This window comes from Nonomuraea indica, from assembly GCF_002850745.1.
GTDB lineage: Bacteria > Actinomycetota > Actinomycetes > Streptosporangiales > Streptosporangiaceae > Nonomuraea > Nonomuraea indica.
The window spans coordinates 248,886-274,642 of the sequence record NZ_KZ559472.1 but is presented as its reverse complement, the minus strand read 5'-3'; the positions used below and the strand labels follow the sequence as shown (position 1 = coordinate 274,642).

Here is a 25,757-nt window from a genome sequence, read left to right as displayed (position 1 = left end):
GGCCCTTTCGGCGGGCGGTGGTGGTGGGATTTGAACCCACGGATGAGTTGCCCCATCACACGCTTTCGAGGCGTGCGCCCTCGGCCACTAGGCGACACCACCGCCGACGAGCTTACCGGATCCGCCGAGTGGCGAAGAACTCCTTGAGCACCGCCGAGCATTCTCCGGCCATCACGCCCATGAGGACCTCGGGGCGGTGGTTGAGCCGGCGGTCCCTGACGACGTCCCACAGCGAGCCCACGGCGCCGCCCTTCTCGTCCACCGCGCCGTACACGACCCGCGCCACCCGGGCGAGCACGGCCGCGCCCGCGCACATCGTGCAGGGCTCCAGGGTGACCACGAGCGTGCAGCCGTCGAGCCGCCACGTCCCGCGCACCCTGGCCGCCGCCCTGAGCGCCAGCACCTCGGCGTGCGCGGTCGGGTCGGCTCCGGCCTCGCGGTTGTTGCCCGCGGCCGCCAGCACCTCGCCGAGCGGGTCGAGCACCACCGCGCCGACGGGAACCTCGCCGCGGGCCCCCGCGGCGACGGCCTCGGCCAGGGCCAGGCGCATCGCCTCGGCGTGGGTCACCGCAACCGGTCGAGCTCGTCGCCGAACGACAGCCGCTCGGCGATCACCGAGAGCACGTCGGCCGGGAGCACGCCCTCCTCCATGCTGAGCTCCAGCAGCTCCTCGGAGCTGATGCCCAGGTCGCTGAGCAGTTCGAAGTCGCCCGCCGGCCGTACGCCGAGCGTGTTGGTGCGCTCCTTGTCGGGCACCACGCCCGCGAACTCGGCGAACAGCTCACCGAGGCTGTCGGGCGCGATGGCGTGGGCGTCGGAGAGGAACACCCGCGGCTCGTCCTCGCCGAAGTAGCGCACGATGGCGAACCATTCGTCCTCCACCTCGACGCAGAGCAGCGCCATCTCGTCGCCCGACAGGCCGAGCGCCTCGGTGACGGCGTCACCGAGGTCGTCGACGATCTCGGCCTCGCCCAGGTCGACCTCGGCACCGCTCCAGCCGTCGGTGGTCTTGACGAATGCCGCGGAAAAGGTGTTGGCCGCCATGTGTCTTGCTCCAGAGGGGTCAGCCGAAGGCCGATTCGAGGGCACGCTCGAACGGCTCGGAGAAGCCGAGCCGCGCGGCGATGCTGGACAGCACGTCCTCGGGCAGCAGGTCGATGTCGCCGGACAGGATGCCCAGCTCCATCTCGTCGAGCCCCAGGTCGGCGAAGATGGACAGGTCACCCGCGGGCAGCGCCAGCTCCTCGTCCTGGAGGATCTCCTCCATCTCCTCCTCGTCGGGCACCGGCACGTCGAGGTATTCGAGGACCTGCCTCGCCAGCGGGAAGTCCCAGGACGCCGCGATGTCGGACAGGAAGACGTCGACCCGCTCGCCGAGGACCCGCAGCGCCACGAAGAACTCGTCGCCCACGGCGACGAGCCCGATGGTGCCGCTCTCACTCGGCTGCTGGCGGAGCGCCTTGATCAGACCGTGCAGGTCGGACGTCAGCGCCATCGGGAGCATCTCCGCGTCCCAGCACTCGTCCTCCCGATAGACCACGACGGCGAAGTCGAACACGTCTTCGTCTGTCATCGCACACCCCACCTGACGTGGCCTCTCCGAGTTCCAATCGTTCCAGACGCGACCCGCCGCCGTGTGCCGCTCCGACCAAATTGTGATCAAAACCGGAGCCGCATCGTGGCGGTACGTCCCCCACAAGATAGCGTTGTCCCTTATGGAAACCCTCGTCGTCGACCATCCGCTCGTGGCCCACAAGCTCACCACGCTGCGCGATGTGCGGACCGACTCCCCCACCTTCCGCAGGCTCGCCGACGAGCTGGTGACGCTGCTGGCCTACGAGGCGACCCGCGACGTCCGCACCACCGACGTGACCGTCAGCACGCCGGTCGCCGAGGCGCACGGCGTCCGGATGGCGCGGCCGTACCCGCTGGTGGTGCCGATCCTGCGGGCGGGTCTCGGCATGCTCGACGGCATGACCCGGCTGCTGCCCACGGCGGAGGTGGGCTTCCTCGGCATGATCCGCAACGAGTCCACGCTGCAGGCGGAGACGTACGCGACCCGGCTGCCGGAGGACCTGTCCGGGCGGCAGTGCTTCGTGGTGGACCCCATGCTCGCCACCGGCGGCACGCTGGCCGCGGCCGTACAGTTCCTCTTCGACAGGGGCGCCCAGGACGTGACGGCCATCTGCCTGCTCGCGGCCCCGGAGGGGCTGGCGCACATGGACGAGGTGTTCGCCGGGTCGGGCAAGCCGATCCGCGTGGTGACCGCGGCGCTGGACGAGCGGCTGAACGAGAACGGCTACATCGTTCCCGGCCTGGGCGACGCGGGCGACAGGCTCTACGGCGTCGTCTGAGCCGATCCTCCGGCTGAAGCGCCCCGACAGGCGCTCCTGACGCGGCCCCGCCCGAAGGCGGGCCGAGAAAATCCCCCTTCCGTCACACGGAGTGGTCTCTTCGTTACATACTGTTGTCGTGTGGGTACGTAGAGAGAGGAAGGCAGCTTCCGCATGGGCGCGAGGGGGCGCGATGAGCGATTTTCCGATCACCGGGGTGTTCTCGTGAGCGAGCACACCGAGGCGGATCCGAGTCCGTACGCGGACGTCGAGGCCGCGCTGCGCGACGAGTTCGCCGGCGTCCACTCAGCGACCACCGTAACGCGATGCGTCGAGGCCGCGCACTTCGGCGCGCTGGAGGTCACGGGCTACGCCCACCCCAGTCTCGTCGAGCGGATCGCGCGCAAGCACCTTCACGTCCTGGCGCTGGTCGCCAGCGAACGCGGTTAAGCAAGATCATGACCAAGCCGTGAAGACACCTTTACCCGGGCCGCCGGGTGGGTAATGTAGACGGCGGGTGTAGTAGGTAACATCTCGGAGGCAGACAGTGCAGGTCAAAAAAGTCCTCTCATACGGCGGCATCGCATTCGCCGCCTACTACCTGCTGGCGCGACCATCCGACGCCGCCACCGCGGTCAAGGGGGCCTTCGACAGCGTGATCAACGCGGCCGACTCCCTGGCCCAGTTCGTGAACAACCTCGCATGAGACTTGTGACCCACGGGGACTCCGCCCCGTCGTCGGTCAACCGTTACCTACTCCCCGACGAACAACAGGTCATCATGGTGCGGCGCCACCCGGCCGTGCTGCTCCGTCCCGTCGCCGAGGTCTTCGGCGGCCTGATCCTCGCCGGACTGCTCAGCAAGTTCCTCGGCGACAACGGAGGCGGCACGGCCCTCGTGGTCGTCTGGTGGCTCTGGCTGGTGCTGTTGATCCGTTTTGTATGGAAAGTCGCGGAGTGGTCGGTCGACTACTTTGTGGTGACCTCGAAACGCATGTTGCTGACCACGGGTCTGATCACGCGCAAGGTCGCGATGATGCCCCTGGCCAAGGTCACCGACATGAGCTTCAAACGATCTCTCCTCGGGCGCATGCTCGGCTACGGTGAGTTCATCCTCGAATCGGCCGGTCAAGACCAGGCGCTGTCCAACGTCGACTACATTCCGTATCCCGAGACCCTCTACCTCGAGGTCTGCCAGATGCTTTTCCCCAGCCAGGACAGCGGCGACGATTAATCTCCGCGTGCCGAATTCTTCACGTGGGGATACCAGATTCGGCTACTTCATGCAATCATTGCGTGTTGTTGACCCTTCCCCGCCTTGAGAGATGAGATGCCGAGTCAGGGAACCATCGGTGACCGCGTCCGCGGACTGCGGCTGAACAGGCGGATGTCCCAGGCCCAACTGGCCGGGCCCGACCTGTCTGACAGTTATGTCTCACTCATCGAGTCGGGCAAGCGCACCCCGACTCCGGTCGTGGCCCGCCTCCTGGCCGAGCGCCTGGGGTGCACCACCGAGTTCCTCCTGCACGGGATCGAGCCTCGGCAGCGCATCGACACCGAGCTCGGGCTGCGCCATGCCGAGCTGGAGCTTCAGCACGGCGATCCGGCCGTGGCCGCCGAGCGCTTCACGGAGATCGTGAAGGCCGCCGACGAGGAGAACGCCATGCTCACGGCGCACGCCCGCTTCGGCCGGGCCCGCGCCCTGGAGGCGCAGGGCCGGCTGGGCCAGGCGGTCGAGGCGTTCGAGCGGCTGCGCCGGGAGGCGTCCGCGCACCCCGAGCGGCTGGCCGACCTGCCGCTGACCGTCGCGCTGAGCCGCTGCTACCAGCGGGCCGGCGACCGGCTGCGCGCCCGCGACCTGGCCGCCCACGCGCTGGAGCAGGCGCTCAAGCTGGCGATCACACAGGGTGAGATCGCCATCGACCTGGCCGCCGCGATCGTCGAGGCCCGCGGCGAGCTGGAGGAGGGCACCGCCGCCCCGGCGTTCGTCAAGCGGGTGCTGGACACCAACGGCGTGCCGGTGATTATGGACCGTTCCGCCGAGATCCGGACCCTGTGGCAGGCGAGCTCCGCCGCCGCGGCCGGCGACGACTCGGCGCTGGCCGTACGACTGGCCGACGACGCCATCACCGCGGGACGGTCCGCCAGGCTGGCACTGCAGCTCGCCCGGATCGCCATGCACTGGGCCATGCTGGCCGGCACGCCGCTCGACGAGGCCGAGCACCTGGCGGGGGAGGCGGTCAGGGCGTTCGCCGCGACGCCAGACGTCGCGGGCGAGCACGGCGCGGCGCTCATCGCGCACGCGCGCGTCAGGCTCCGCGCGGCCGATCCGGCACGGGCGGCCGAGCTGGCGACGGCGGCGCTCAGCCTGGCGCACGCCACGCCGCGCACGGTTCCGGCGGAGGCCCACCTGGTCCTCGCGACCGTCGCGCTCGATCTCGGGGGCGAGGCCGGCCGGCATCTCGGCACCGCCCGCGGGCTGCTGGAGACGCTCGACAGGCCGGTGTTCGGCGCCGACAGGCAGGCGGCCCGTTGCTGGCGCGAGCTGGGCGACCTCTACGGCCGGGTCGGTGACCAGGCGCACCAGACCGGCGCGTATCGTAAGGCCCTGGAAGCGGCGGGAGTGCGCTCCGCGCTGGCAGGCCTGACGGTGGACGCCTCGGTTTCCCGCTGACGAAGGACTCCGGGGAAGTTCCAGATTTGTGCTGAACGGTCTGGAATAATTAGGGTCTACCAGTCATTGACTCATAGGATGATTGGTTTCCCCGGAGGAGGCGGACTGTGAGTCTGCGTACGGCGCAGCGGGCTTCGCTCGTGGACCAGGTGATCGACCAGCTCAAGGAGCAGATCACTTCAGGGTCGTGGCAGATGAACGGCAAGATTCCGACCGAGACCGTGCTCGCGGAGCAGCTCGGGGTCGGCCGCAACACCGTTCGCGAGGCCGTGCGCGCGCTGACGCACGCCGGGCTGCTGGAGTGCCGCCAGGGTGACGGCACCTACGTCCGCGCCACCAGCGAGCTTTCGGGGGCCATGCTCCGCCGGCTCAAGCAGGCGGAGCAGCTCGAGATCCTCGAGGTGCGGCGCGCGCTGGAGGTCGAGTCGGCCCGCCTGGCCGCCGCCCGGCGCACCGACGACGACATCAAGCGCATCGAGGCCGCCCTCGCCGAGCGTGACCGGGCCTGGGAGCTCGACGACCCCGACTACTTCGTCGAGGCCGACCTCGCCTTCCACATGGCCGTCGCGCACGCCACGCACAATCTCGTGCTCATCGACCTGTTCGAGGACTTCTCGGCCGCGCTCCGGGCCAGCATCACGGCCGCCGGCACGTCGCTGAACAAGAGCTACATCCCGCACGACGCTATCGCCCGCGCCATCGCCGCCGGCGACGCCAGCGCCGCCGAGCGCGCCAGCCACGCGTGCATGGAGCACATCCTCATCGCCCTCACCGAGGCGTAGCGGGCGTCTGTTTCTTCCTTTACGGCACAGCCGGCTGGGCCGCCACCCTCCGCACGGGGTTGCGGACCTCCAGGAAGACGCCCGCTGACCGGCTGGTGGCCGGCCGCCGTAACGGCGTCCAGCCGGCCCCCGGCCTCCCCCATCACCGCCCCCTACGGCCCCGCATCCGGCAGCCGCCCCTCCCTTCACGGTCCCATGCATTCGAGGGCATCCGGGGCGCCGGTCAGTCGCGTCCGGTTCGTGGTCGCCGAGCGCGGTGGCGGGTCAGGACGGGGTGGTGGCGAGGTGCTCGGCGTGGGCGCGGGCGAAGTCGAGGAACGAACGCGGGGCGCGGCCCGTGACCGCGGCGAAGTCGGGGGTGGTGTAGTCGCCCCAGCCACGCGCGTAGGCGACGGCGTACTCGACGCTGACCGCGGCGATCCACTCCGGGGCACCGGCGTCCAGCATGGCGGCGTGGACCTGGTCAGGCGACAGCGGCTGGTAGGTGACCGGCCGGCCGTAGACCGCCTCCAGGTCCGCGGCGGCCTCGTCCAGGGAGATGCTGGCCGGGCCCGTGAGGGTGTAGACCTTGCCTGTGTGCGGTCGGGGGTTGGTGAGGAGCTCGGCGGCGAAGTCGCCGATGTCCCTGACGTCGATGAGGCCGAGCCTGCCGTGTCCGGTGGCGCCGTACAGGATGCTGCCGTTCAGCGCGCCGAAGAGGTTCTGCATGAAGAACGCCGGGCGGATGATCGTCCAGTTCAGGCCGGAAGCCTGGAGCTCCGCGTCGGAGAGGGCGTGCAGCCGGCCGTTGCGTGTGGGGGCGTCGTGTGCCGCGCCGATGGCCGACAGGCGGACGACGTGCCGCACGCCGGCTTCGCGGGCCGCCCAGACGGCGTTCATGCTGGCATGCGGCGCTTGCGGGCCCATGGCGGTGAGCAGCCAGAGCGTGTCCACGCCGGCGAACGCCTCGCCGAGCGTCGCCGGGTCGTCGAGGTCGCCGACGGCCACCTCGTATCCGGGCGGCGCCTTGCCGGGGTCGCGTACCAGCACGCGGACGTCGTCCTTGGTGGGCAGCGACCGCAGGACAGCGCCGGAGACGGTGCCGTTCGCTCCGGTGACGAGGATGGTCATGCCGGGTTCTCGCTCTCGTCCGTGGTGCCCTCTTCCGCGGACACCAGTTCGTCGATCAGGTCGAAGAAGGCCCGGATGCCGGGCAGGTTCGCGCCCTTGGCGCGGGAGGCGGCGAAGTCGCCGGGCGAGCGCCATTCCACGATGTCGAGCCACTCGTCGCCGGGCAGGCGCACCAGGCGTGCCCCGAGGAAGCCGGAGCGGTCGGCACGGAAGTCCGCGAGCATGCCGGAACGGGCGGCCGGCAGCCGGTCGGCATGCTCGGGGCGCACGCGGAACCGGGTGAGTTCCACTGTTGTGGTCATGCCCAGACGATATAGTAAGAATCAGTGACAATCAAGATTAGTGACTAATTGGAGGCGTGACCGTGCGCAGGAGCGAGCGCAAGCTGCGGGACCCCGATCTGGGTGTCCTGACCGGCCGCACGTTGTTCGGGCTGCAACGGGAGCTGTTCGCCACCGTGGCCGAGCAGGGGCATCCGGACCTCAGGCCACGGCACGGCGCGGTGCTGGCCTACCTGGACGAGGAAGGCAGCCGGGCCACCGATCTGGCCGCCCAGTCGGGCCAGCACAAGCAGGTCATCGGCACCCTCGTGGACGAGCTGGTCGCGCTGGGCTACGTGGAGCGCCGGCCGGACCCGGCCGACCGGCGCGCCAAGCTCATCATGCCGACCGCCAAGGGGCTCGACCAGATGGTCAAGGCGGACGCGGCCGTGGCCGCGATCGAGGCGCGGCACGCCGAGGCGGTGGGTGAGGAGGCGTACGCGGAGTTCAAGCGGGTCTTCAGGCTCGTGGCCGGGCACCGCTCGGACCTCGGCTGACCGCCGGGGACGGCCGGCCCGTCAGCTGCCCTGGCGCAGGGACATGACGAGGTAGCGGAAGGCGGGCTCGGCGTCGCCCGGCACGTCCTGGATCAGGGCCGGCCGGGTGGACGACTCCATGTTGATGCGGGCCAGCTCGCTCTCGATGCCGGTGAGGCCGTCGAGCAGGAAGTGGGACTGGAAGGCGATCTGGATGTCGTCACCGCGCAGCTCGCACTCGACCACCTCCGACCCGCGGCCGACGTCGCCGCCGCCCGCCTGGATCAGCACCTGGCCCTGCGTGAACGACAGCCGGATCGCGGTGTTGCGCTCGGCCACCAGCGCCACCCGCCTGATCGCGTCGACGAACGGCCCGACCCGCACGTCGGCCCTGATGGACCAGTCGGCGGTCAGCCGGGTGCGGTAGTCGATGAACTGCTCGTCGAGCAGCCGCACGGTGGTGCTGCGGCCGACGCTCTCGAACCCCGCCACCCCGTCGCCCATCGCGACCAGCACCTCGCCGCCGCGCAGCGACTTGGCCACCTCGACCAGCACCCGGGCGGGCACCATGGCCGAGACGGCGACGTCGGGCGTGGTGGGCCGCCAGGCGAACTCGCGCGCGGCGATCCGGTAGCGGTCGGTGGCGGCCATCGTGACCGTCTCACCCTCGATGTCCACCCGGATGCCGGTGAGCATGGGCAGCGTGTCGTCACGGCTCGCGGCCGGGGCGACCTGGCCCACGGCGGAGGCGAACACCCCGCCGCCGACCGCGCCGACGCCCGGCGGCATCGTCGGCATGGTCGGGAAGTCCTCGACAGGCATGGTGACCAGCCCGAACTCGGCCGTGCCGCAGGTCAGCACGGCCTCGGCGCCCTCGGTGACGATCTCCACGTGCTCGCCGGGCAGGCTGCGGCTGATCTCGGCGAGCAGCCGGCCGGGGACGAGGACGCGGCCCGCCTCGGCGACGTCGGCGTCGATCCGGGCCTGCGCCGAGACGTCGTAGTCGAACGCGGACACGGCCAGCTCGTCACCCGCCTCGATCAGCAACCCGGACAGCACGGGTGTCACAGGACGGCTGGGCAGAACCCTGGCGGCCCACGCCACGGCGTCAGCCAGTACATCGCGGTTGACCCGGATCTTCACCTGATCGGCCCTTCCTCTCGCCCGACTCCTCCGAAGGTATCCGGTGACACCGACATTCCGGTCAGCGACTGTTGAGGTAGGCGAGGACGGCCAGCACCCGCCGGTTGTCGTCGTCGGAGGGGGCGAGGCCGAGCTTGGCGAAGATGCCGGCGGTGTGCTTGGCCACCGCGCTCTCGCTGAGGTAGAGGCGCTGGGAGATCGCGGCGTTGGACCGGCCCTCGGCCATGGCCTCCAGCACCTCGCGCTCGCGGGGCGTCAGGGCGGCGAGCGGCTCGTGGCGGGCGTTGCTGGCCAGCAGCTTGGCGATCACCTCGGGGTCCATGGCCGTGCCGCCCCCGGCCACCCGGCGTACGGCGTCGACGAACTGCTCGGCGTTGAGCACCCGGTCCTTGAGCAGGTAGCCGATGCCGCCGGAGCCGTCGGCCAGCAGCTCGCGGGCGTAGAGCTGCTCGACGTGCTGCGACAGCACGAGGACGGGCAGGCCCGGCACCTGCCGGCGGGCGGCGAGCGCCGCCTGCAGTCCCTCGTCGGTGAACGTGGGCGGCAGCCGCACGTCCACGATGGACACGTCGGGACGCAGCTCGACCAGCCCGTCGAGCAGCTCGGGCCCGCTCTCCACGGCCGCCACGACGGTGAAGCCGTGGGCCTGCAGCAGGTGCACCAGACCGTCGCGGAGCAGGTAGAGGTCCTCGGCGATGAGTACGCGGCTCATGGGCGGAACCATAGACGGGGCGGCGCCGTCTGGACCATCCAGCGTTCCCTGGCGTGGGCGGCGGGGATCGTGATCGCCAGGACGTACATGGCCACCCCTAGAACGATCATGAACAGGATGGCCGGCCACTGCCAGGGTCCGGGCAGGTACAACGCCAGGAACCACGACCGGTGCCCGAAGTCGATGATCTTGAAGATGGCGGCGACGATGCCCTGCGGAAAGAGGGGGCACCAGGCCGTCAGCCAGAGGAGGGCGACCAGGGCGGCCTTCCAGCGCGGCATCGTGGGCAGGTTTCCCGCCCAGTGCTGCGGCAGCGCGCGCGGCAGCACCATGGTCACGGAGGTCGGCCCGCCGGGCGGGCTGGTGATCGCCATCAAGCCGTCGAAGGCGGCGAGCCGGCGTTCGATGCCGGTCAGGCCGCTGCCCCTGCTCGGGTCGGCGCCGCCGAACCCGTCGTCGGTCACGCTCACCCGCAGGTCGGCGTCGTCGCCACGGATGTCGATCGTCGCGGTGCGGGCGTCGCCGTGCCGGGCGGCGTTGGCCAGCAGCTCGCTGACCGCGAAGTAGACCGCGGCCTCCACCGGGGGTTCCGGGCGATGCGGCAGGTCCACCTCCACGCTCACCCCGAGCGGGCTGTCCATGGCGAGCGCCCGCACGGCGTCGGCGAGCCCGCGCTCGGCGAGCACGGGCGGGTGGATGCCGCGGATGACCCGGCGCAGCTCCGTCAGGGTGTCGGCGGACGCCTCCCTGGCCTTGGCGAGCAGCGCCCGGGCCGAGGCGGGGTCGCGGTCGATCAGCTCCTCGACGGCGCCGAGGGTCATGCCGATCGCCACCAGCCTCGCCTGGGTGCCGTCGTGCAGGTCACGCTCGATGCGGCGCATCTCGGCGGCCTGGGAGTCGGCCGCGAGGTTGCGCACCCGGTTGAGCCGGGTGAGCTGCCGGGCCAGCCGGCTGGTCGTGGTGGGGGAGAGCAACAGCTCGCACCACAGGGCGTACACGCGCAGGCCGCGGCCGGGGAGGACGAGCAGCAGCGGCAGCAGGCAGATCTTGATCAGCGGGTCGAGCAGCAGCCACAGCGAGTCGCGCCAAGAAGCCGGATCGGTCATCATCCACTTCCACCTGGCGTTCCAGGCGGGGATGCGCGGCGTTCGGTAGAGCGTCCGCTCGGACAGGTACATGCCGTCGGGCCCCGGCTGCGGAGGCGGCGGCTCCGGCAGGTACGGCGGGTCGATCGAGATCCCGGTCCAGGTGGCGACCCGCCGCCGGACGTCCTGCGCGAGCCCGCGCACCAGCCGCACCTGCGGCGGATAGAGGAAGACCATGCCCAGCGCGAACGACAGCAGCAGGCAGGTCGCGGCCACCAGCGTCACGGCCAGCTGCACGACGCTCAGCCCGAGCAGGGTCAGGACCCGGCCGTACCTTCTCAGCATGCCTCCCAGTCTGCGGGAGCCGGGCTGCCCCGGACATTGCACCTAGATACACCCTTGCCCGACATCCAGCCGCATTCCCCGGAGAAGGCATCGTTCCTACCGTCGATGGCATGAAGGTGATCGAAGTCAGGAACCTCCACAAACGCTACCCCGGCCACGTGGCGGTGGACGACGTGTCGTTCGAGGTCGCCGAGGGGGAGATCTTCGGAATCCTCGGCCCGAACGGCGCCGGCAAGACGACCACCGTCGAGTGCGTCGCGGGGTTGCGCGTCCCCGACGGCGGCACCGTCCAGGTGGCCGGATTGGACCCGCGGCACGAGCGCAAGGCGCTGCACCGGGTGCTCGGCGTGCAGCTCCAGAGCGCCGCGCTGCCCGAGAAGATCAAGGTGTGGGAGGCGCTCGACCTGTACGCCTCCTTCTATCCCGACCCGGCCGACTGGAGGGAGCTGATGGAGCGGGTCGGGCTGGCCGAAAAGCGGGACACCGCGTTCGCCAAGCTGTCCGGCGGGCAGCGGCAGCGGCTGTCGGTCGCGCTGGCCCTGGTGGGCCGGCCGCGCGTGGCGGTGCTGGACGAGCTGACCACCGGCCTCGACCCGCAGGCCCGCCGCGACACGTGGGAGCTGGTCGAGCAGGTGCGTGACTCCGGCGTGACGATCGTGCTCGTCACGCACTTCATGGAGGAGGCCGAACGGCTCTGCGACCGGATCGCGCTCATCGACCGGGGTCGCGTCGTGGCCGTCGACACCCCGGCCGGGCTCGTCGCCCGCGTGGACGCCGAGCAGCGGGTGCGGTTCAGGCCGTCGGCTCCCGTGGACGACGCCCTGCTCCTCGCGCTGCCGCAGGTGCGGGAGGTCTCCCGGAGCGGCGACCACGTCACCGTCTCCGGCACCGGCGACCTCGCCGCCTCCGTCACCCTGGCGCTGGCCGGACACCACATCGTCCCGGCCGACCTGCGCATCGAGCAGGCGACGCTGGACGACGCGTTCCTCGCGCTCACCGGAAGGAAGCTCTCGTGAAGAAGATCCTCCTCGTCGAGGCCAAGCTGCACCTGCGGGACGTGGGGACCGTGGTGTTCAGCGTCGTGCTGCCGGTGGCGCTGCTGCTGGTCATCGGCAGCATCCCGCAGATGTCGGAGCCGGATCCGGCCTTCGGCGGCGAGCGCCTGATCGACACGCAGCTGCCGTCGATGATGACGCTGCTCGCGCTGCTGACCCTGGCGTTCACCGTGCTGCCGGCCGTCCTCGCCACCTACCGCGAGCAGGGGGTGCTCAGGCGGATGTCCACCACGCCGATGCACCCCGGCCGGATGCTGGCGGCGCAGCTCGTGATCAACCTGGTGCTGGGGGTCGGGGCGGTCGTCCTGCTGGTGGTGGCCGGCCGGCTGGTGCTGGGCACGGCGCTGCCGCGGCTGCCGGTCGGGTTCGTCCTGGTGTTCCTGCTCGGGGCCGCCGCGCTGCTGGCCATGGGGCTGCTGATCGCGGCCCTGGCGCCTTCGGGGAAGGCGGCGCCACTCATCGGGACGTCGGTGATGTTCCCGCTGATGTTCGTGGCCGGCATGTGGGTCCCGCGCGAGGTCATGCCGGACGCGCTGCGGGTGGTCAGCGACTACTCGGTGGCCGGGCCGTTCGCGCAGGCGCTGCGCGCCACCTGGGCCGGGCAGTGGCCGGAGCCGGCGAACCTGGTCGTCATGGGGGCCGGGCTCGTGGTGTGCAGCGTCCTTGCGGTGCGGTTCTTCCGCTGGGAGTGATCAGGCCCAGACCGGGCGGGCGCCCGTCACGTTCAGCATGAGCGAGTAGAGCGAGGTCGAGGCCGCGATGAACAGCCGGTTGCGCTTGGGCCCGCCGAAGACCAGGTTGGCGACGTGGTCGGGCAGGTGCAGCCTGCCGATCAGGGTGCCGTCGGGGGCGTGGCAGTGCACCGCCTGGCCGACCGCCGCCCAGATGCGGCCGGCGTCGTCGAGACGCAGCCCGTCGGGCTTGCCGCCCTCCGTCTCGGCGAGCACCGCCCCGCCCGACAGCTTGCCGCCCGCGTCCACGTCGAAGACCCGCAGGTGCCTGCGCCGCGTGTCGGCCACGTACAGGCGGCTCTCGTCCAGGGAGAACGCCAGGCCGTTGGGCCGCTCGAAGTCGTCGGCGACGATCTCGACCCGGCCGGTCACCGGGTCGGCGCGGTAGACGTGGCAGCCGTCGATCTCCGGCTCGGCCCTGACCCCCTCGTAGTCGCTGGTGATGCCGTAGGACGGGTCGGTGAACCAGACGGAGCCGTCGGAGCGCACCACGGCGTCGTTGGGGCTGTTGAGCCGCCTGCCCCGCCACCGGTCGGCGATCACGGTGACGGAGCCGTCGTGCTCGGTGCGGGTGACCCGCCGGTTGCCCTGCTCGCAGGAGACGAGGCGGCCCTGGCCGTCGAGGGTGTTGCCGTTGACGTAGCCGGCGGGCTGCCGGAAGGGGCCCACGGCGCCGGTCAGCTCGTCCCAGCGCAGCATCCGGTCGTTGGGGATGTCGCTCCACACCAGGAACCGGCCGGCCGGGAAGTAGACCGGGCCCTCGGCCCAGCGGGTGCCGAAGTGGAGCCGCTCGACGACGTCGTCGCCGGCGACCCCGGCGAAGCGCTCGTCCAGCACCTCGAAACGTGTCGGGATGGTGTCCATCATGCCTGCAGCCAACAGCACAGGATGCTGTTTGGTCAAGCACAGTAAACGCCGGATACGATATGGCGATGGACGAGATTGACAGGAAGTTGATCGGCCTGCTCCAGGAGGACGCGACCCGGTCGTACGCCTCGCTCGGCAAGGAGGTGGGGCTGTCCGGCGGAGCCGCGCACGAGCGGGTGCGCAAGCTGCGCGAGCGCGGGGTGATCAGGCGCACCACGATCGAGGTGGACCCGGCGGCGATCGGCCGCGACGTGGTGGCGTACGTGCTGGTCGACGGCAGCACGTGGATGGGCGACGCGGCCGACAGGCTCGCCGCGATCCCGGCCGTCGAGGAGGCGCACGTCATCGCCGGCCCGGCCTCGCTCCTGCTCAAGGTCCGTACGGCGGGCACCCGCCAGGTCCAGGAGGTGCTGCGGCAGGTGTTCGAGGTGGAGGGGGTCACCAGCACGCAGACGGTCGTGGTGCTGGAGACGTTCTTCGAGCGGCCGAGTGATCCTCAAGTAGAGTCGAGGTTATGACCAGGGCCGCGTGGAACACCCGGGAGCTGACCGTCGGGCAGCTCGCCGAGCGCAGCGGAGTGGCCGTGTCGGCGCTCCACTTCTACGAGGCCAAGGGCCTCATCAGCAGCCGCCGCACCGCCGGCAACCAGCGGCGCTACACCCGCGACACGCTGCGCCGGGTGGCGTTCATCCGGCTCGCCCAGCGGCTCGGCATCCCGTTGAAGACCATCAAGGACGCCCTGTCGACGCTGCCGGAGGAGCGCACGCCGACGCGGGGCGACTGGGCGCGGCTGTCGGCCACCTGGCGCGCCGAGCTGGACGACCGCATCGAGCAGCTGCAGCGGTTGCGCGACGACCTGACCGACTGCATCGGCTGCGGGTGCCTGTCGCTCGACCGGTGCGCCCTGGCCAACCCCCGCGACCGCCTCGGCGAGGAGGGGCCGGGCGCCCGCCGCATGGACACCCGCGTCTGCCCGCCCCAGGCCTGCCGGCCCGCCTAGCGGGCATCGCCTCGATCGTGAACCCGTCGGTGAGGCGCCAGAACGCGCGCGCCGAGCGGCTGACGAGCCTCCACCAGCCGTAGAGCACGTGGGCAACCACGGACTGCGCCGCGTCAGCGACGGCATCGGCGGCCGTGGTCGTGAAGTCCGCCAGCCGCCCCCGCAGCGCCGCCTGCAGGAGGCGGATACGGTGGGTCAGGGACCACGCGCTCCAGCCGGGCGAGCACCTGGTGAGAGTCAGCCTCGACGTGCCACCCAGCCCGGGCCAGTCGGCGTGCCATCCGCTGATGGAGCGCCCACCCCCCGCTCAGTCCGCCGGCTCCGTCCTTGGTCGTCCGCACCTGCACCCCGTCGAACTCCCGGGGCGCGCACTGAACCAGCACATCGGCGGGCGCCACACCAGCGCAGATCCTCTCGATCACCTGCTGCTGCGTGACCGCAGCCAAAAATCAATCTTCTAGCCAGGCGGCGGCACGGCGGCGCAGCGGGCGTCCTTCGCCGGAGGGGTGAGGGAGACCAGATAGCGGTCCACCGCATCAGTGAGGCAGTCGCTGCGGCCGTACGTGCCGTGACCCCAGCCCTCGTAGGTGAGGAGCCGGGCCTCGGCACCGATCTGCGCGGCCACGCCAGCTGCCCAACGGTGTCCCGTGGTCGGATCGTAGAGCGCGTTGGCCAGCAGGATCGGCGGGGTGCCGTCCACCTGCAGCCGATGCTGCGGGTTGGGGACGGGTGCCGGTCGTCCCAGGCAGGCGGCGACCGCGTGGAGCGCGGCCGGGCTGTAACGCATGTCTGTGGCCACGGCAGCCTGCCGGCGCAGCAGGGCGGCGTACTCCCGGTGGTCGCGGACGGGCAGGTGGAAGTCCGAGCAGAACACCTGCCGCGGGAACGGGCGCACGTCCTGGGAGTGATCCGTCTCCGGGGAGGCGGCGGCGGAGGGCTGCTCGTCGCGGCGGTCCACGGCGACGAGCCACTGGGCCAGTTCCGCCCAGTTGGGGCCGTAGAAGGTGGCGAACGCATAGTCGATCAGGTCATAGGCGGTCAGCGGCGTGTCCGGCTGCCCAGGCTGGTGCAGCTCGCCCCGCTCGGCCCTGGCCAGCAGGCGTGCCCAGAAGGCGGGCACGTCCGTGCCGTGGAGGGCGCAGCTCGCCGTGCGGGCACACCAGGCGGTGAACTGCTCGAAGGCCCGCTGGGCGCCGGCGGCCGCGGTTTCGAGGTAGGCGGCGGTGCCGAGGCTGTGGTCGAAGTTGCTGTCCAGCGCCACCGCCCTGACCCGCCGCGGGTAGCGCTCGGCGTACTGCTGGCCGATCAGCGTGCCGTAGGAGACGCCGTAGTAGGTCAGCCTGTCGTCGCCCAGCGCGGCGCGCAGCGCGTCCACGTCGCGCACCACGCTCAGCGTGCTGACATGGTCGAACAGCGGGCCGGTACGGTTCCTGCAGTCCTGGCGGAGCCGCCTGTTGTAGGCGAGCCGGGCGTCGAGGTCGGCCTGGCTCTTCATGACAGGTCCCGGCATCTCGCGCAGCAGCGCGGAGGAGCAGACGACGGGGTGACTGCGGCCGACGCCACGCGGATCGAAGCCGACGATGTCGAAGCGCCTCGTCAGCTCGGGACTGAGGTAGTTCGTCGCGGCGAGGGCGTAGTCCACGCCGGAGACGCCGGGACCGCCGGGGTTGATCACGAGGGAGCCGATCCTGGCCGCGGGTTCGGTGGCCTTGCGCCTGGCCAGCGCGAGTTCGATGGTCGGCCCGTCACGGTCGTCCCAGTCGACGGGAACGGTCAGGGTGCCGCACTCAGCGGTGGCGTCCTGAGCGCAGGGGCTCCAGGCGATGGAGGCGTCGGCGGCCTCCGCCGCGCCGAGTGGAAGCGACGCCGTCGTCACCGCCAGCACGAGCGAGAGCGAGACTAGGCGACGTGGATTGATCCTTTTCACGGTCGCAGATCCTCGCCCGGCGGTCATAACCTTGGCGTAACCACCGTGGCGGGCGTCGGATCGTCACGAAGCGCGCGCGGACGCGCGACTCGAGCCCCGGCGGAGATCCGGGCGCTGGGCGCACGAGGGGCACCGGCGATTGAAGGCCGACAGCGACCGCGTGGTCAAGGCGGTCGGCTGCGACGGGGAGGCGGACGTGGCGGCGTGCCTGCGCCGTGTCCCGAGCGCGTCCCTGCTGAAGGCGTACGGCCCCTTCAACGAGCCCCGGCCCGTCTCCGGGACCCCTGTCCTGCCGCTCAGTCCCGCCGACGCCCTGCGCACCGGCCGGTTCAACCGCGTGTGGACCGGCAGGTCTTGTTCCGTGACGCGAGTGCAACTGACGGACGCGGAGTGGGAGTTCATCGAGCCATACCTGCCGATCGGCGACTACGGCCCGTATCCCGAGCACAAGGAGAGGAACACCGTCGAGCGGCTGCTCAACAGGTTCAAGGTTTGGCGAGGCGTCGCACCCGATACGACACGACCCGGACGGCTACCTCGCCGGCCTCCACCTGCGCGCCTCAATGATCTGGGTGAGGACCTCACCCGAATCACCAGTCGATCACGACTCGATACGCGCCCTAGGCTCCTCGCACCTCCTGGAGGGGGAAGTGGCACGCGGCGCCGTGCAGCGGCTCGTCGCCGGACGACTCCAGGGGCGGCACGACCTCGGCACAGACGTCCTGGGCCCGCCAGCAGCGGGTCCGGAACCTGCACCCCGACGGCGGGTCGAGCGGAGAGGGCACCTCGCCCTTGAGCAGGATGCGCTCGCGGCGGGCTCCCCCGGTGACGTCGAGCACGGGCGCGGCGGACATCAGCGCGGCCGTGTACGGGTGCCGCGGATGGTCGAACACCTGCCGCGTTGGCCCGGTCTCGACCACCTTGCCCAGGTACATGACCGAGACCCGGTCGGCGACGTGGCGGACGACGGACAGGTCGTGCGAGATGAACACGTACGACACGCCGAGCCGCTCCTGCAGGTCGGTGAGCAGGTTGAGCACCTGCGCCTGCACCGAGAGGTCCAGCGCCGACACGGGCTCGTCGCAGACGATGACGTCCGGTTCGAGGGCGAGCGCGCGGGCGATGCCGAGCCGCTGGCGCTGGCCTCCCGAGAGCTCCTGCGGGTAGCGGCGCGCGTCGCTCGCGCGCAGCCCCACCATGTCGAGGAGCTCGGCCACCCGCCTGCCGCGCTCCTTCACCGGCACCAGGTCACGGTGCGTCCGCCACGGCTCGCCCACGATGTCCTCGGCGCACAGCCGGGCGTTCAGCGACGCGAAAGGATCCTGGAACACCATCTGCACCCGGCGGCGCCACCTGAGCAGTTCCTTCCCGCGCAGCGCGAACGGGTCCACGCCCTCGAACCGGACCGAGCCCTGGTCCGGGCGTTCCAGCATGAGCAGCACCCGGGCGAGGGTGGACTTGCCGCAGCCGGACTCGCCCACCAGTCCCAGCGTCTCGCCGTGCCCGAGGCGCAGGTCGACTCCGTCCAGCGCGCGCAGGCGGTTGCGGCCTGAGGCGCCGCGGGGCACGTGGAAGGTCTTCGTCACCCCCGACACGTCCAGCAGGGCGACGTCCGTCTCCCCCGCCGCGAGCGCCGGCATGGCAGCCTCAGTCATCGGCCAGTTCCCTCCAGTGGTGACACGCGGACAGGCGTCCGGGTCCGGACTCGACGAGGAGCGGGCGGCGCTCGGCGCACACGTCGCCGGCCGTCGCGCAGCGGGTCCTGAAGGCGCAGCCCGAGGGCACCGCGTGCAGCTCCGGCGGGGTGCCCGGGATGGACCGCAGGGCGGCGCCGCGGGCCACCTCCGCCGGCACCGAGTCGAGCAGCCCCCGCGTGTACGGGTGCCGGGGCCTGGCGAACACGTCCGCCACCCGCCCGGTCTCGACGACCGATCCGGCGTACATGACGGCCACGTGGTCGGCCTGCTCGGCCACGACCGCGAGGTCGTGCGTGATCAGGATCAGCGCCGTCTGCTGCTCGGTGCGCAGCTCGCGCAGCAGTTCCATGATCTGCGCCTGCACGGTGACGTCCAGCGCGGTGGTGGGCTCGTCCGCCAGCAGCACCTTGGGGTGCAGCGCCACCGCCAGCGCGATGAGCAGCCGCTGGCGCATGCCGCCGGAGAACTGGTGCGGGTAGGCCCCGACGCGGGAGCGCGGCTCGGGGATGCCCACCCGTTCCATCAGCTCGACGGCGCGTTCCCTGGCGGCGCGGCGCGACAGCTTCTCGTGGATCCGGAACGGCTCGGCGAGCTGGGCGCCGACCGTCTGCACGGGGTTCAGCGCGGTCAACGCGTCCTGGAAGACGATGGACAGGCCGGGACCGGCCAGCTTCCGGCGCCGGGCCGGCGGCAGGCTGAGGATGTCGGTCCCGTCCAGGCGCACCTCTCCGCCGGCGACGTGCGCCACCGGGTCGAGCAGGCCGGCGATGGCCTGTGCGGTCATGCTCTTGCCGCAGCCGGACTCCCCCAGCAGCGCCAGCGTCTCGCCGGAGCGGACGGAGAAGCTGACCTCGCGCACGGCGCGGACCGTCCCGGCGGGGGTCCGGATGTCGACCGCCAGCCCGTCGACCTCCAGCACCGGCCGGCCGGACGCGCCGGCCGCGACCTTCGTCTCGGCTCGCTCGGTCATGCCCGTACCCCCTTGACCAGGGCCTTGTCACTGCGCCGCGAGCGGGGGAGGGTGAGCCGCCACCGCTGGCCGGGGTCCATCGCCAGGCGCGCCCAGGAGGCGAGCACGGTCGCCGAGACGGTGGTCACGACGATGGCGAGGCCGGGGAAGACGGCGATCCACCAGGCGCTCTGCAGCACCTGCCGGCCCTGGGCGACCATCAGGCCCCAGCTCATGTCCGGCGGCTGGATGCCGATTCCCAGGAAGCTCAGTGACGACTCGGTCAGCATCACGAAACAGAAGTCCAGGGTTGCGACGGTGAACAGGGTGGGGAGCACGGTCGGCGCCACGTGCCTGGCGATGATCGCCCAGCTTCCGGTGCCGAACGTCCGTGCCGCGTCGACGAACAGCCGGCTCTGCAGCTCGGCCGACTCGGCCCGCGCGGCACGCAGGTAGATGGGGATTCTCGCGATGGCGAGGACGAGGACGATGTTCCCGGCGCTCGGCGAGAAGACGTACAGCACGACCACGGCCAGCAGCAGCGACGGGAAGCTGAGGATGATGTCGGCGATCCGCATCGAGATGCTCTCCCGCCACCCTCGGTGGTATCCGGCCCACATCCCCCAGACCGACCCGATGACGAGGGAGATGAGGACGGCCGGAACCGCCACGGACAGCGTCGTGCCGCTCGCCACGACGAGCCTGGCCAGCAGGCTGCGGCCGAGCGAGTCGCTGCCGAGCACGAACGCCCAGCCGTCGTCGAGGCTGAAGGGCGGCCGGTTGACCGCCCGCAGGTTCTGCCGGGTGGCCAGATCGTCGAGCAGCAGCGGCCCGAGGACGGCGCCGGCCGCCACGACCAGCAGGATCAGCACCGCGAGGCAGGCGAACCGGTCCCGCAGCAGCAGCCGCCACCAGGTGGCCCGGCGGGCGGCCGGGCTCGCCGCGGGGGTGTCGGCGGGGCGTTCGACCTTGGCCTGAGTGGACATGAGATCTCCGTTCGTCACGTCGTCACGCCCTGGCGGACCCGGGAGTCCAGAAGCGCGTAGCAGGCGTCGATGACGATGTTGAGCGCGAAGATGGTGATGGCGGTCACCAGGACGGCGGCCTGCAGCACCGCGAAGTCCCGCTGCAGGATCGAGGTGATCATCAGCTTGCCGATGCCCGGCCAGCCGAAGATGGTCTCGACGACCACGGCCCCGTTGACCAGGCCGACCGTGAGGTCGCCGGCCACGGTGAGCGCGGGAGGGGCGGCGTTGCGCAGCGCGTGGCCGAAGACCACCCGCACCTCTCCCGCGCCCTTGCTCCGGGCGACCTTGATGTAGGGCGCGGACAGGGCGCTGACCATGGCGCCGCGGACCACCTGCACGAGCACGCCGAACGGCCGGATGAGCAGGGTGAGCACCGGCAGCACCCAGGCCGGCGCGCCGACCGTGCCGGAGGTGGGCAGCCAGCCGAGCGCCACGGCGAAGACCAGGACGCCCATGATCGCGAACCAGAAGTCCGGCATGCTGGCCGCGGTCGTGGAGGTGAAGCTGGCGATCCGGTCGGCCGCCGAGTTGGGCCGGTAGGCCGCCCAGCTCCCGACGACGATCGCGCCGAGGGTCGCCAGGATCATCGTCGCGCCGGCCAGTTGCAGCGTGGCCGGGAACGCCCGCAGCACCGCCTCGGCCGCCGGCTCCGCCGTCCGCAGCGACTCGCCGAAGTCCAGCCGGACGACCTGGGCCAGGTAGTCCACGAACTGGACGTACAGGGGCTGGTCGAAGCCGTGCCGGGCGGCGAACTCGGCGCGCATCTCCGGCGTGGCGCTGAGGGGCAGGTAGAGGTTCGCCGGGTCGCCGGTGAGGCGCGCCAGGCCGAACACCCCGAGGATCACCACGACCAGCGGAATCGCGCTGGAGGTGATGCGACGCCGCAGGAAGGTCAGCACACTGGTTCCTCTCAGCCGGCCGGGTGCATGTCGGCGAGGCGCATCTCGTCGTTCGTGGCGGCGTTGGGCTGGTAGGTGACCTTCGGCGACAGGGCGAGGATGCCGGTCATGTGCGCCAGGACCGCGTCCCGCACGACCTGCTTGTTCTGGTGCTCCAGTGCCGCGGCGAACGCCGTCTGGCGCTCCTCGCCGGAGGCCTGCTCGGCCTTGCCGATCAAGTCGTCCAGCTCGGGGGTGCCGTAGCTGCTCTGCGCCCCCTTGCTGCCGTAGATCTGGCCCATCGTGAAGGCCGCGTCACCGGCCTGGTTGCCGTGCTGGGCCTGGAGCAGCGTCGGACCGAGGTTCTTGGGGAACGGGCGCAGCAGGTACTCCAGCCAGGCGTTCACGTCGAGCATCTCGATCTCCACCTTGAGCCCGGCCTCGATCAGGGCGTTCTGCACGACCTCCATCGCCTCGGCGGCCTTGGGATAGATCCCGTTCCGGCCGATGATCTTGATGGGGGTGTCGGTGGGGACGCCGTCCGCCTTCGCCTCGGCGACCAGCTTCTTGGCCTGCGCCATGTCGAACGGCCAGGCCTGGATGGCGGTGCTGTGCCCGGTCACGCCCTCGGGCACGAGCTGGCCGGCCGGCTTGCCGAGCCCGGCGAAGACGGAGGCGACGAGGCCGTTGCGGTCGATGGCGTAGTTGATCGCCTGGCGGACGCGGATGTCGTTCAGCGGCGCCTTGGTGGCGTCGATCCGCAGATAGGAGGTCTCGTTGTTGGGGTACTGCACGGCCGCGTCGCCGGCGCCGTCCTCGGGGGCGAGGCCGATGGCCACGTCCGCCTCGTCGCTCTTGACCATGGCCGCCCGGATGCTGCCCTCGGCACGCCAGACGTACTCGGCCGCGGCGAACTCGGGGGCCTTGCCCCAGTAGCCGGCGAAGCGTTCCAGGCGCAGGCTGCGGCCGGTGTCCCACTTCGCGATCTTGTACGGCCCGGTGCCGACGGGCTCGCGGACCTTGCCGGTCTTGTTCGTGGTGGTCGGGACGATCTCGACGAACGACAGCCGGAGCGGGAGGATCGGGTCCGCCTTGGCCGTCTTGACCTTGAGCGTCGTGTCGTCCACGGCCGTGGCCGTGAGCTCGATGCCGCCGAAGACGTAGCCGTCGACGTTGCAGTCGATCGTGGAGCCGACGGTGCGGTCGATGGAGAAGGCGGCCGCCTTGGCGTCGAAGGCCGTGCCGTCGTGGAACTTCACACCCGGCCGCAGGGTGAAGGTCCACTCGGTGGGCGAGTCCTGCTTCCACTCGGTCGCCAGCGCCGGCTGGAGCTTGCCGGTGCTCGGGTCACGCTCGGTGAGGGCCTCGGTGATGTTGGCCCGGGTGACGCGTCCGGTGGCGGTGAGGGACGCGTCGCACGGCTCCAGCGTGGGCGGCTCCTCCGGGAGCACGATGCGGACGGTGTTCGCCGCCGCACCGCCGCCCGGGGCCTCCGGGCCGCTGTTGGCGACCGAGCACGCGCCGGCGGACAGCATGGCGCCGAGCGCCAGCAAGGCGGAGGCCGCCTGCCGCCGGCGAGGGGTGCTCGGCACTCGCGTGATTTTGATCATTATTCCTCCGAAATCGCCTGCTCCCGGTGCCGGGAAAGGCCACGTGCTAGGCGACCGGTGTCGCGCTGATGGCGGCGAGGCCACGGTCGATGAGGCGGGCGAGCCGCTCGCGGTGCTCCGGAGCGACGTCGCCCAGCGGCGGGCGGACGGGACCGGCGGAGCGGCCGCGGATCTCCAGGCCGGCCTTGACCAGGGCGACGGCGTACCCGGGGGTCGTGTCGCGCAGCTCGGCGAGCGGGGCGTAGAACTCGCGCAGCAGCAGGTCCTGCGTCGCCTCGTCGCCGTTCTCGAACGCGGTGAAGAAGGCGCCGGCGACTTCGGGCAGGAAGGCCAGCACCGCCGAGGAGTACGCGCGGGCGCCGAGGCCGGCGTAGGCGCGGGCGAAGATCTCGGCAGTCGGCATGCCGTTGAGCAGGGCCAGCCGGCCGCCGGTGGCGGTGCGGATGCGCTGGAGCAGCTCCATGTCGCCGTACCCGTCCTTGAGGGCGACGATGTTGCTGATCTCGGCGAGCTCGGCCACCGCGCCGGGCGAGAAGATCGCCGTGCCGCGCTGGTAGAGGATGACGTCGAGGTCCGTGGCCGCGGCCACCTCCCGGTAGTGGGAGACGAGCCCGCTCGGCGGGCCGACCTGCAGGTACGGCGGGAGCGCCAGCAGTCCGTCGGCTCCGGCCGCCTGCGCCGCGCGGGCGAACTCCACGGCCGTCCGCGTGCCGCCGCCCACTCCCGCGAACACCGGGGTCGCCCCGGCGACGTGCTCGACGGCGGCCCGGACCACGTCGCCGTGCTCGGCGGCGGTCAGCGAGGCGAGCTCCCCGGTGCCGCAGGCGACGAAGATCGCGCCGGGCTTCGCGGTGAGCATGTCGCCGAGGTGGTCCTTGAAGCGGGGCAGATCCAGGTCCCCCGTCTCCGTGAACGGCGTGACGGGGAACGCGAGCAGACCGGAGAGGGAGGGGGCTCGCGAAACGGCAGCGGACATCAACGGAAACCTCTTGTCTACATATGGAGACACTGTCTATGCTTGTAGCCCGAGACATTAAGTCGCTGTTTCCGCAGACGTCAAGAGGTGACATTTGGTGCAATACGTCCCGGATCAGTCGGCCGGCCCCGACCCGGTCGAGGCCGGCGGTGTCCGGAGCGTGAAGTCCGCCGAGCGAACCATCGCCGTTCTCGAACACCTCAGCGCGACCAAGGACCCGTGCACGCTCCGCGAGGTGACCACCGCCTTAGGGCTGCCCCGCGCCAGCGGCTACGCCCTGCTCACCACCCTGGTGCAGACGGGCTGGGTCGAGACCGACGGGACCGGCCGCTACCGGCTGGGCATCCGCGCGCTGCGCGCCGGCGAGTCGTACGTCGAGCGTGACGACGTCGTCAAGCGGGTGCAGCCGGTGATGGACGCCCTGCACGCCGACCTCGGGGAGACCATCCACCTCGCCCGCCTCGACGGCGCCGAGGTCGTCTACCTGGCCACCCACATCTCCCGGCACTCCCTCGCCGTCGTCTCCCGTCCCGGCCGGCGCCTGCCCTGCTGGGCGACCGGGCTCGGCAAGGCCATCCTCGCCGGACGCCCCTGGGAGGAGGTCGACGCCCTCCTGCCGGAGACCCTGGAGGCGCGGACCGTCCACACGATCACCGACCGGGCGGCGTTCCGCGCCGAACTGGAGGAGATCCGGCGCCGCGGCCACGCCGTGGACGAGCAGGAGTCGACCATCGGCCTGCGCTGCTTCGCCGTCGCCCTCGACTTCGGAGCCGGCCCCAACGAGGCGCTGAGCTGCTCCATCCCCATGGTCCGCCTCGATCCCCAGCGCGAGGAGGTGATCGTGGCCGCCCTGCGCCGGGCGCGCGACCGCATCGTCCGCTGAGCGGCACTCGGGCCTTGCGCGGCAGGCTGAGCGCATCCGGCGTTCGGCGCAGCCCGGTGGACGAAGACAGGCCGGGCAGGTCCGGTGCGGCGCTCAGGACAGGCCGAGGCCGCCGAGCCGGGCCCTGCTCGCCACCCGCGGCTTGTCCTGCGGTGACGGCGCCGAGGCGGCCTCGCCCGCGGCGGCCGGTGAACTCTGGTCTCCGGCCGCCCGCAGCCTCCGCTCAGCGTGCTGCGACGTCATCGAGGATCGCTCGCAGTCGTGCTCGGCATTCGGCGACGAAAGCGGGATAAGTGTGCCAGTAGTACGAGATCCCGCTGACGGCCACCGCGATGGCCCACGCCCTGGCGCGGGCCCAGGTCAGTTCGTCAAGGTCCAGGGCGCTCCAGTAAGCCTGTCGTGCCTGGGGCGGCAGATCCCAGACGGTGGAGTGCTCGGCGTCGGGGAAACCCACTGACAGGCTCCCGAAGTCGATGACCGCGTGCAGCTTGCCCTCCCGCACCAGGAGGTTGGCGGGTCTGAGGTCCCCGTGCAGCCACACATGCGCTCCGCGAGGCTCGGGCAGGGCGAGCGCGGCGTTCCACAGCCGTTCCAGGGTCTCGACGTCGAGCTTCGCGCCGAGGGTGGTCCGGCAGGCTTCGAAGCAGGCGCCGATCCATGGCTCGCACTCCCGCAGGTGTCCGCCGCGGTACCAGCTGAGGTCGCCCACGCGGGCCGCTCCCATCAGGTCGACGCCGTGGAGCTCGCGCACGAACTCCGCCAGGTCGCCTCCGAACGCGGCCCAGTCCTGGACGGTGCCGCGCCGGGCTTCGTGCCCGTCGATCCACCGGTAGACCGACCAGGAGAGCGGGAAGGCGGGGGTGGGTGCACCGGTGTGGATCGGCTCCGGGACCGGACGCGGGAGCAGCGGCGCCAGGCGGGGAAGCCATTCCTGCTCCTTCCGTACGGACCGCGCGTTGTCGGCCGTTCGCGGCAGTCGTACGAGCAGGTCGTCACCCAGCCGGTACATGACGTTGTCCGTGCCCGCGCCCGCCGGCGACAACGACAGGCCGGCCCACTCCGGGCACTGCGCCGCCAGCAGCGACCTGACCACCACCTCGTCGATGGGGACTTCGTTCTCATGAAGCGTCACACCCAGGCATCTTCGCGCCGGACGACCTGACAGGCGAGTGAATAT

General features: G+C 71.4%; 30 protein-coding genes, 1 tRNA gene and 1 pseudogene. 13 read left to right on the top strand and 19 right to left on the bottom strand.

Annotated features, from left to right (window positions below; translation table 11 throughout):
• Positions 1–15: 15 nt before the first annotated feature.
• The 4 genes from CXR44_RS20005 to CXR44_RS19990 form a co-directional block, all read right to left on the bottom strand.
• Positions 16–102 (bottom strand) — tRNA-Ser (locus tag CXR44_RS20005).
• 10 nt (positions 103–112) lie between these two features.
• The gene (locus CXR44_RS20000; RefSeq protein WP_101787723.1) at positions 113–550 is read right to left on the bottom strand and encodes a nucleoside deaminase; all 438 of its coding nucleotides are present in this window, start codon (positions 548–550) and stop codon (positions 113–115) included.
• A 14-nt stretch (positions 551–564) separates the two neighbouring features.
• Complete coding sequence (locus CXR44_RS19995) at positions 565–1,044, bottom strand: tRNA adenosine deaminase-associated protein (protein ID WP_101787590.1); 480 nt, start codon at positions 1,042–1,044, stop codon at positions 565–567.
• A 19-nt stretch (positions 1,045–1,063) separates the two neighbouring features.
• Entirely contained in the window at positions 1,064–1,573 is a 510-nt protein-coding gene (locus CXR44_RS19990; RefSeq protein ID WP_101787589.1) for a tRNA adenosine deaminase-associated protein, read from the bottom strand.
• Positions 1,574–1,715: 142 nt separating this feature from the next.
• Here CXR44_RS19990 and upp point away from each other — a divergent pair, with 142 nt between their 5' ends.
• From upp to CXR44_RS19965, 6 genes are all read left to right on the top strand, one after another.
• Positions 1,716–2,354, top strand: a complete 639-nt coding sequence (upp, locus tag CXR44_RS19985) for a uracil phosphoribosyltransferase (protein WP_101787588.1) — start codon at positions 1,716–1,718, stop codon at positions 2,352–2,354.
• 204 nt (positions 2,355–2,558) lie between these two features.
• Entirely contained in the window at positions 2,559–2,783 is a 225-nt protein-coding gene (locus tag CXR44_RS19980) for a hypothetical protein (RefSeq protein WP_101787587.1), read from the top strand.
• 97 nt (positions 2,784–2,880) lie between these two features.
• Positions 2,881–3,039 (top strand): hypothetical protein, encoded by a 159-nt coding sequence (locus CXR44_RS39540; RefSeq protein WP_180903592.1) that lies wholly within the window; start codon positions 2,881–2,883, stop codon positions 3,037–3,039.
• A complete protein-coding gene (locus tag CXR44_RS19975; RefSeq protein ID WP_101787586.1) occupies positions 3,036–3,566 on the top strand; it encodes a PH domain-containing protein in 531 nt (176 codons plus the stop codon). The genes CXR44_RS39540 and CXR44_RS19975 overlap by 4 nt, the downstream gene beginning before the upstream one ends.
• A gap of 96 nt (positions 3,567–3,662) precedes the next feature.
• Positions 3,663–5,006 carry a helix-turn-helix domain-containing protein gene (locus CXR44_RS19970; RefSeq protein ID WP_101787585.1) on the top strand — a complete coding sequence of 448 codons (1,344 nt, stop codon included), beginning with the start codon at positions 3,663–3,665 and terminating at the stop codon, positions 5,004–5,006.
• 107 nt (positions 5,007–5,113) lie between these two features.
• Positions 5,114–5,788, top strand: coding sequence for a FadR/GntR family transcriptional regulator (locus tag CXR44_RS19965; RefSeq protein ID WP_101787584.1), 675 nt, complete (start codon positions 5,114–5,116; stop codon positions 5,786–5,788).
• 264 nt (positions 5,789–6,052) lie between these two features.
• Here CXR44_RS19965 and CXR44_RS19960 read toward each other — a convergent pair whose 3' ends face one another.
• Together CXR44_RS19960 and CXR44_RS19955 are read right to left on the bottom strand one after the other, a co-directional pair.
• Positions 6,053–6,898 carry an SDR family oxidoreductase gene (locus CXR44_RS19960; protein WP_101787583.1) on the bottom strand — a complete coding sequence of 282 codons (846 nt, stop codon included), beginning with the start codon at positions 6,896–6,898 and terminating at the stop codon, positions 6,053–6,055.
• Positions 6,895–7,200, bottom strand: coding sequence for an antibiotic biosynthesis monooxygenase (locus CXR44_RS19955; RefSeq protein ID WP_101787582.1), 306 nt, complete (start codon positions 7,198–7,200; stop codon positions 6,895–6,897). Before CXR44_RS19955 ends, CXR44_RS19960 begins: the two co-directional genes overlap by 4 nt.
• Before the next feature lie 56 nt (positions 7,201–7,256).
• Here CXR44_RS19955 and CXR44_RS19950 point away from each other — a divergent pair, with 56 nt between their 5' ends.
• Positions 7,257–7,715 (top strand): MarR family winged helix-turn-helix transcriptional regulator, encoded by a 459-nt coding sequence (locus CXR44_RS19950; RefSeq protein ID WP_245899278.1) that lies wholly within the window; start codon positions 7,257–7,259, stop codon positions 7,713–7,715.
• A 21-nt stretch (positions 7,716–7,736) separates the two neighbouring features.
• Here CXR44_RS19950 and dnaN read toward each other — a convergent pair whose 3' ends face one another.
• The 3 genes from dnaN to CXR44_RS19935 all read right to left on the bottom strand — a co-directional run bounded on the left by dnaN (position 7,737) and on the right by CXR44_RS19935 (position 10,979).
• Positions 7,737–8,837, bottom strand: coding sequence for a DNA polymerase III subunit beta (gene dnaN / locus CXR44_RS19945; protein WP_101787581.1), 1,101 nt, complete (start codon positions 8,835–8,837; stop codon positions 7,737–7,739).
• Positions 8,838–8,898: 61 nt separating this feature from the next.
• A complete protein-coding gene (locus tag CXR44_RS19940) occupies positions 8,899–9,549 on the bottom strand; it encodes a response regulator transcription factor (protein ID WP_101787721.1) in 651 nt (216 codons plus the stop codon).
• Positions 9,546–10,979, bottom strand: coding sequence for a sensor histidine kinase (locus CXR44_RS19935; protein ID WP_101787580.1), 1,434 nt, complete (start codon positions 10,977–10,979; stop codon positions 9,546–9,548). Before CXR44_RS19935 ends, CXR44_RS19940 begins: the two co-directional genes overlap by 4 nt.
• A 110-nt stretch (positions 10,980–11,089) precedes the next feature.
• On the opposite strand from CXR44_RS19935, the gene CXR44_RS19930 reads away from it, so the two are divergent.
• Both CXR44_RS19930 and CXR44_RS19925 read left to right on the top strand, forming a co-directional pair.
• Entirely contained in the window at positions 11,090–11,995 is a 906-nt protein-coding gene (locus CXR44_RS19930) for an ABC transporter ATP-binding protein (RefSeq protein WP_101787579.1), read from the top strand.
• Positions 11,992–12,726 (top strand): ABC transporter permease, encoded by a 735-nt coding sequence (locus CXR44_RS19925; protein WP_101787578.1) that lies wholly within the window; start codon positions 11,992–11,994, stop codon positions 12,724–12,726. The genes CXR44_RS19930 and CXR44_RS19925 overlap by 4 nt, the downstream gene beginning before the upstream one ends.
• Here CXR44_RS19925 and CXR44_RS19920 read toward each other — a convergent pair whose 3' ends face one another.
• Positions 12,727–13,632: an SMP-30/gluconolactonase/LRE family protein gene (locus CXR44_RS19920; protein ID WP_101787577.1), complete on the bottom strand. Its 906-nt coding sequence runs from the start codon at positions 13,630–13,632 to the stop codon at positions 12,727–12,729.
• A gap of 65 nt (positions 13,633–13,697) precedes the next feature.
• On the opposite strand from CXR44_RS19920, the gene CXR44_RS19915 reads away from it, so the two are divergent.
• Together CXR44_RS19915 and soxR are read left to right on the top strand one after the other, a co-directional pair.
• Positions 13,698–14,150 (top strand): Lrp/AsnC family transcriptional regulator, encoded by a 453-nt coding sequence (locus CXR44_RS19915; RefSeq protein WP_101787720.1) that lies wholly within the window; start codon positions 13,698–13,700, stop codon positions 14,148–14,150.
• The gene (gene soxR, locus CXR44_RS19910; RefSeq protein ID WP_101787576.1) at positions 14,147–14,632 is read left to right on the top strand and encodes a redox-sensitive transcriptional activator SoxR; all 486 of its coding nucleotides are present in this window, start codon (positions 14,147–14,149) and stop codon (positions 14,630–14,632) included. Before CXR44_RS19915 ends, soxR begins: the two co-directional genes overlap by 4 nt.
• A 457-nt stretch (positions 14,633–15,089) precedes the next feature.
• Here the strand turns inward: soxR and CXR44_RS19905 are convergent, their stop codons facing one another.
• Positions 15,090–16,559: an alpha/beta hydrolase gene (locus CXR44_RS19905; RefSeq protein WP_219601922.1), complete on the bottom strand. Its 1,470-nt coding sequence runs from the start codon at positions 16,557–16,559 to the stop codon at positions 15,090–15,092.
• Between the two features lie 445 nt (positions 16,560–17,004).
• Between CXR44_RS19905 and CXR44_RS42210 the strand changes: the two are divergent.
• A pseudogene (locus CXR44_RS42210) lies at positions 17,005–17,134 on the top strand (IS5-like element ISMra2 family transposase); the annotation flags it as partial.
• A gap of 45 nt (positions 17,135–17,179) precedes the next feature.
• Here the strand turns inward: CXR44_RS42210 and CXR44_RS19900 are convergent.
• The 6 genes from CXR44_RS19900 to CXR44_RS19875 all read right to left on the bottom strand — a co-directional run bounded on the left by CXR44_RS19900 (position 17,180) and on the right by CXR44_RS19875 (position 23,697).
• On the bottom strand, positions 17,180–18,214 hold the full coding sequence (locus CXR44_RS19900; RefSeq protein WP_219601921.1) for an ABC transporter ATP-binding protein: 1,035 nt from the start codon (positions 18,212–18,214) through the stop codon (positions 17,180–17,182).
• Positions 18,207–19,226 carry an ABC transporter ATP-binding protein gene (locus tag CXR44_RS19895; protein ID WP_101787573.1) on the bottom strand — a complete coding sequence of 340 codons (1,020 nt, stop codon included), beginning with the start codon at positions 19,224–19,226 and terminating at the stop codon, positions 18,207–18,209. The genes CXR44_RS19900 and CXR44_RS19895 overlap by 8 nt, the downstream gene beginning before the upstream one ends.
• Complete coding sequence (locus tag CXR44_RS19890) at positions 19,223–20,191, bottom strand: ABC transporter permease (RefSeq protein ID WP_101787572.1); 969 nt, start codon at positions 20,189–20,191, stop codon at positions 19,223–19,225. The genes CXR44_RS19895 and CXR44_RS19890 overlap by 4 nt, the downstream gene beginning before the upstream one ends.
• Positions 20,192–20,205: 14 nt before the next feature.
• A complete protein-coding gene (locus tag CXR44_RS19885; protein WP_101787571.1) occupies positions 20,206–21,132 on the bottom strand; it encodes an ABC transporter permease in 927 nt (308 codons plus the stop codon).
• Between the two features lie 11 nt (positions 21,133–21,143).
• The gene (locus CXR44_RS19880; RefSeq protein WP_245899277.1) at positions 21,144–22,703 is read right to left on the bottom strand and encodes an ABC transporter substrate-binding protein; all 1,560 of its coding nucleotides are present in this window, start codon (positions 22,701–22,703) and stop codon (positions 21,144–21,146) included.
• Positions 22,704–22,767: 64 nt separating this feature from the next.
• Positions 22,768–23,697, bottom strand: coding sequence for a 5-dehydro-4-deoxyglucarate dehydratase (locus CXR44_RS19875; protein ID WP_101787569.1), 930 nt, complete (start codon positions 23,695–23,697; stop codon positions 22,768–22,770).
• Positions 23,698–23,794: 97 nt separating this feature from the next.
• Here CXR44_RS19875 and CXR44_RS19870 point away from each other — a divergent pair, with 97 nt between their 5' ends.
• Positions 23,795–24,580, top strand: coding sequence for an IclR family transcriptional regulator (locus tag CXR44_RS19870; RefSeq protein ID WP_101787568.1), 786 nt, complete (start codon positions 23,795–23,797; stop codon positions 24,578–24,580).
• Positions 24,581–24,673: 93 nt separating this feature from the next.
• Here the strand turns inward: CXR44_RS19870 and CXR44_RS39535 are convergent, their stop codons facing one another.
• A complete protein-coding gene (locus tag CXR44_RS39535; RefSeq protein ID WP_180903591.1) occupies positions 24,674–24,823 on the bottom strand; it encodes a hypothetical protein in 150 nt (49 codons plus the stop codon).
• Positions 24,804–25,712 (bottom strand): aminoglycoside phosphotransferase family protein, encoded by a 909-nt coding sequence (locus CXR44_RS19865; RefSeq protein ID WP_101787567.1) that lies wholly within the window; start codon positions 25,710–25,712, stop codon positions 24,804–24,806. Before CXR44_RS19865 ends, CXR44_RS39535 begins: the two co-directional genes overlap by 20 nt.
• Positions 25,713–25,757: the final 45 nt, after the last annotated feature.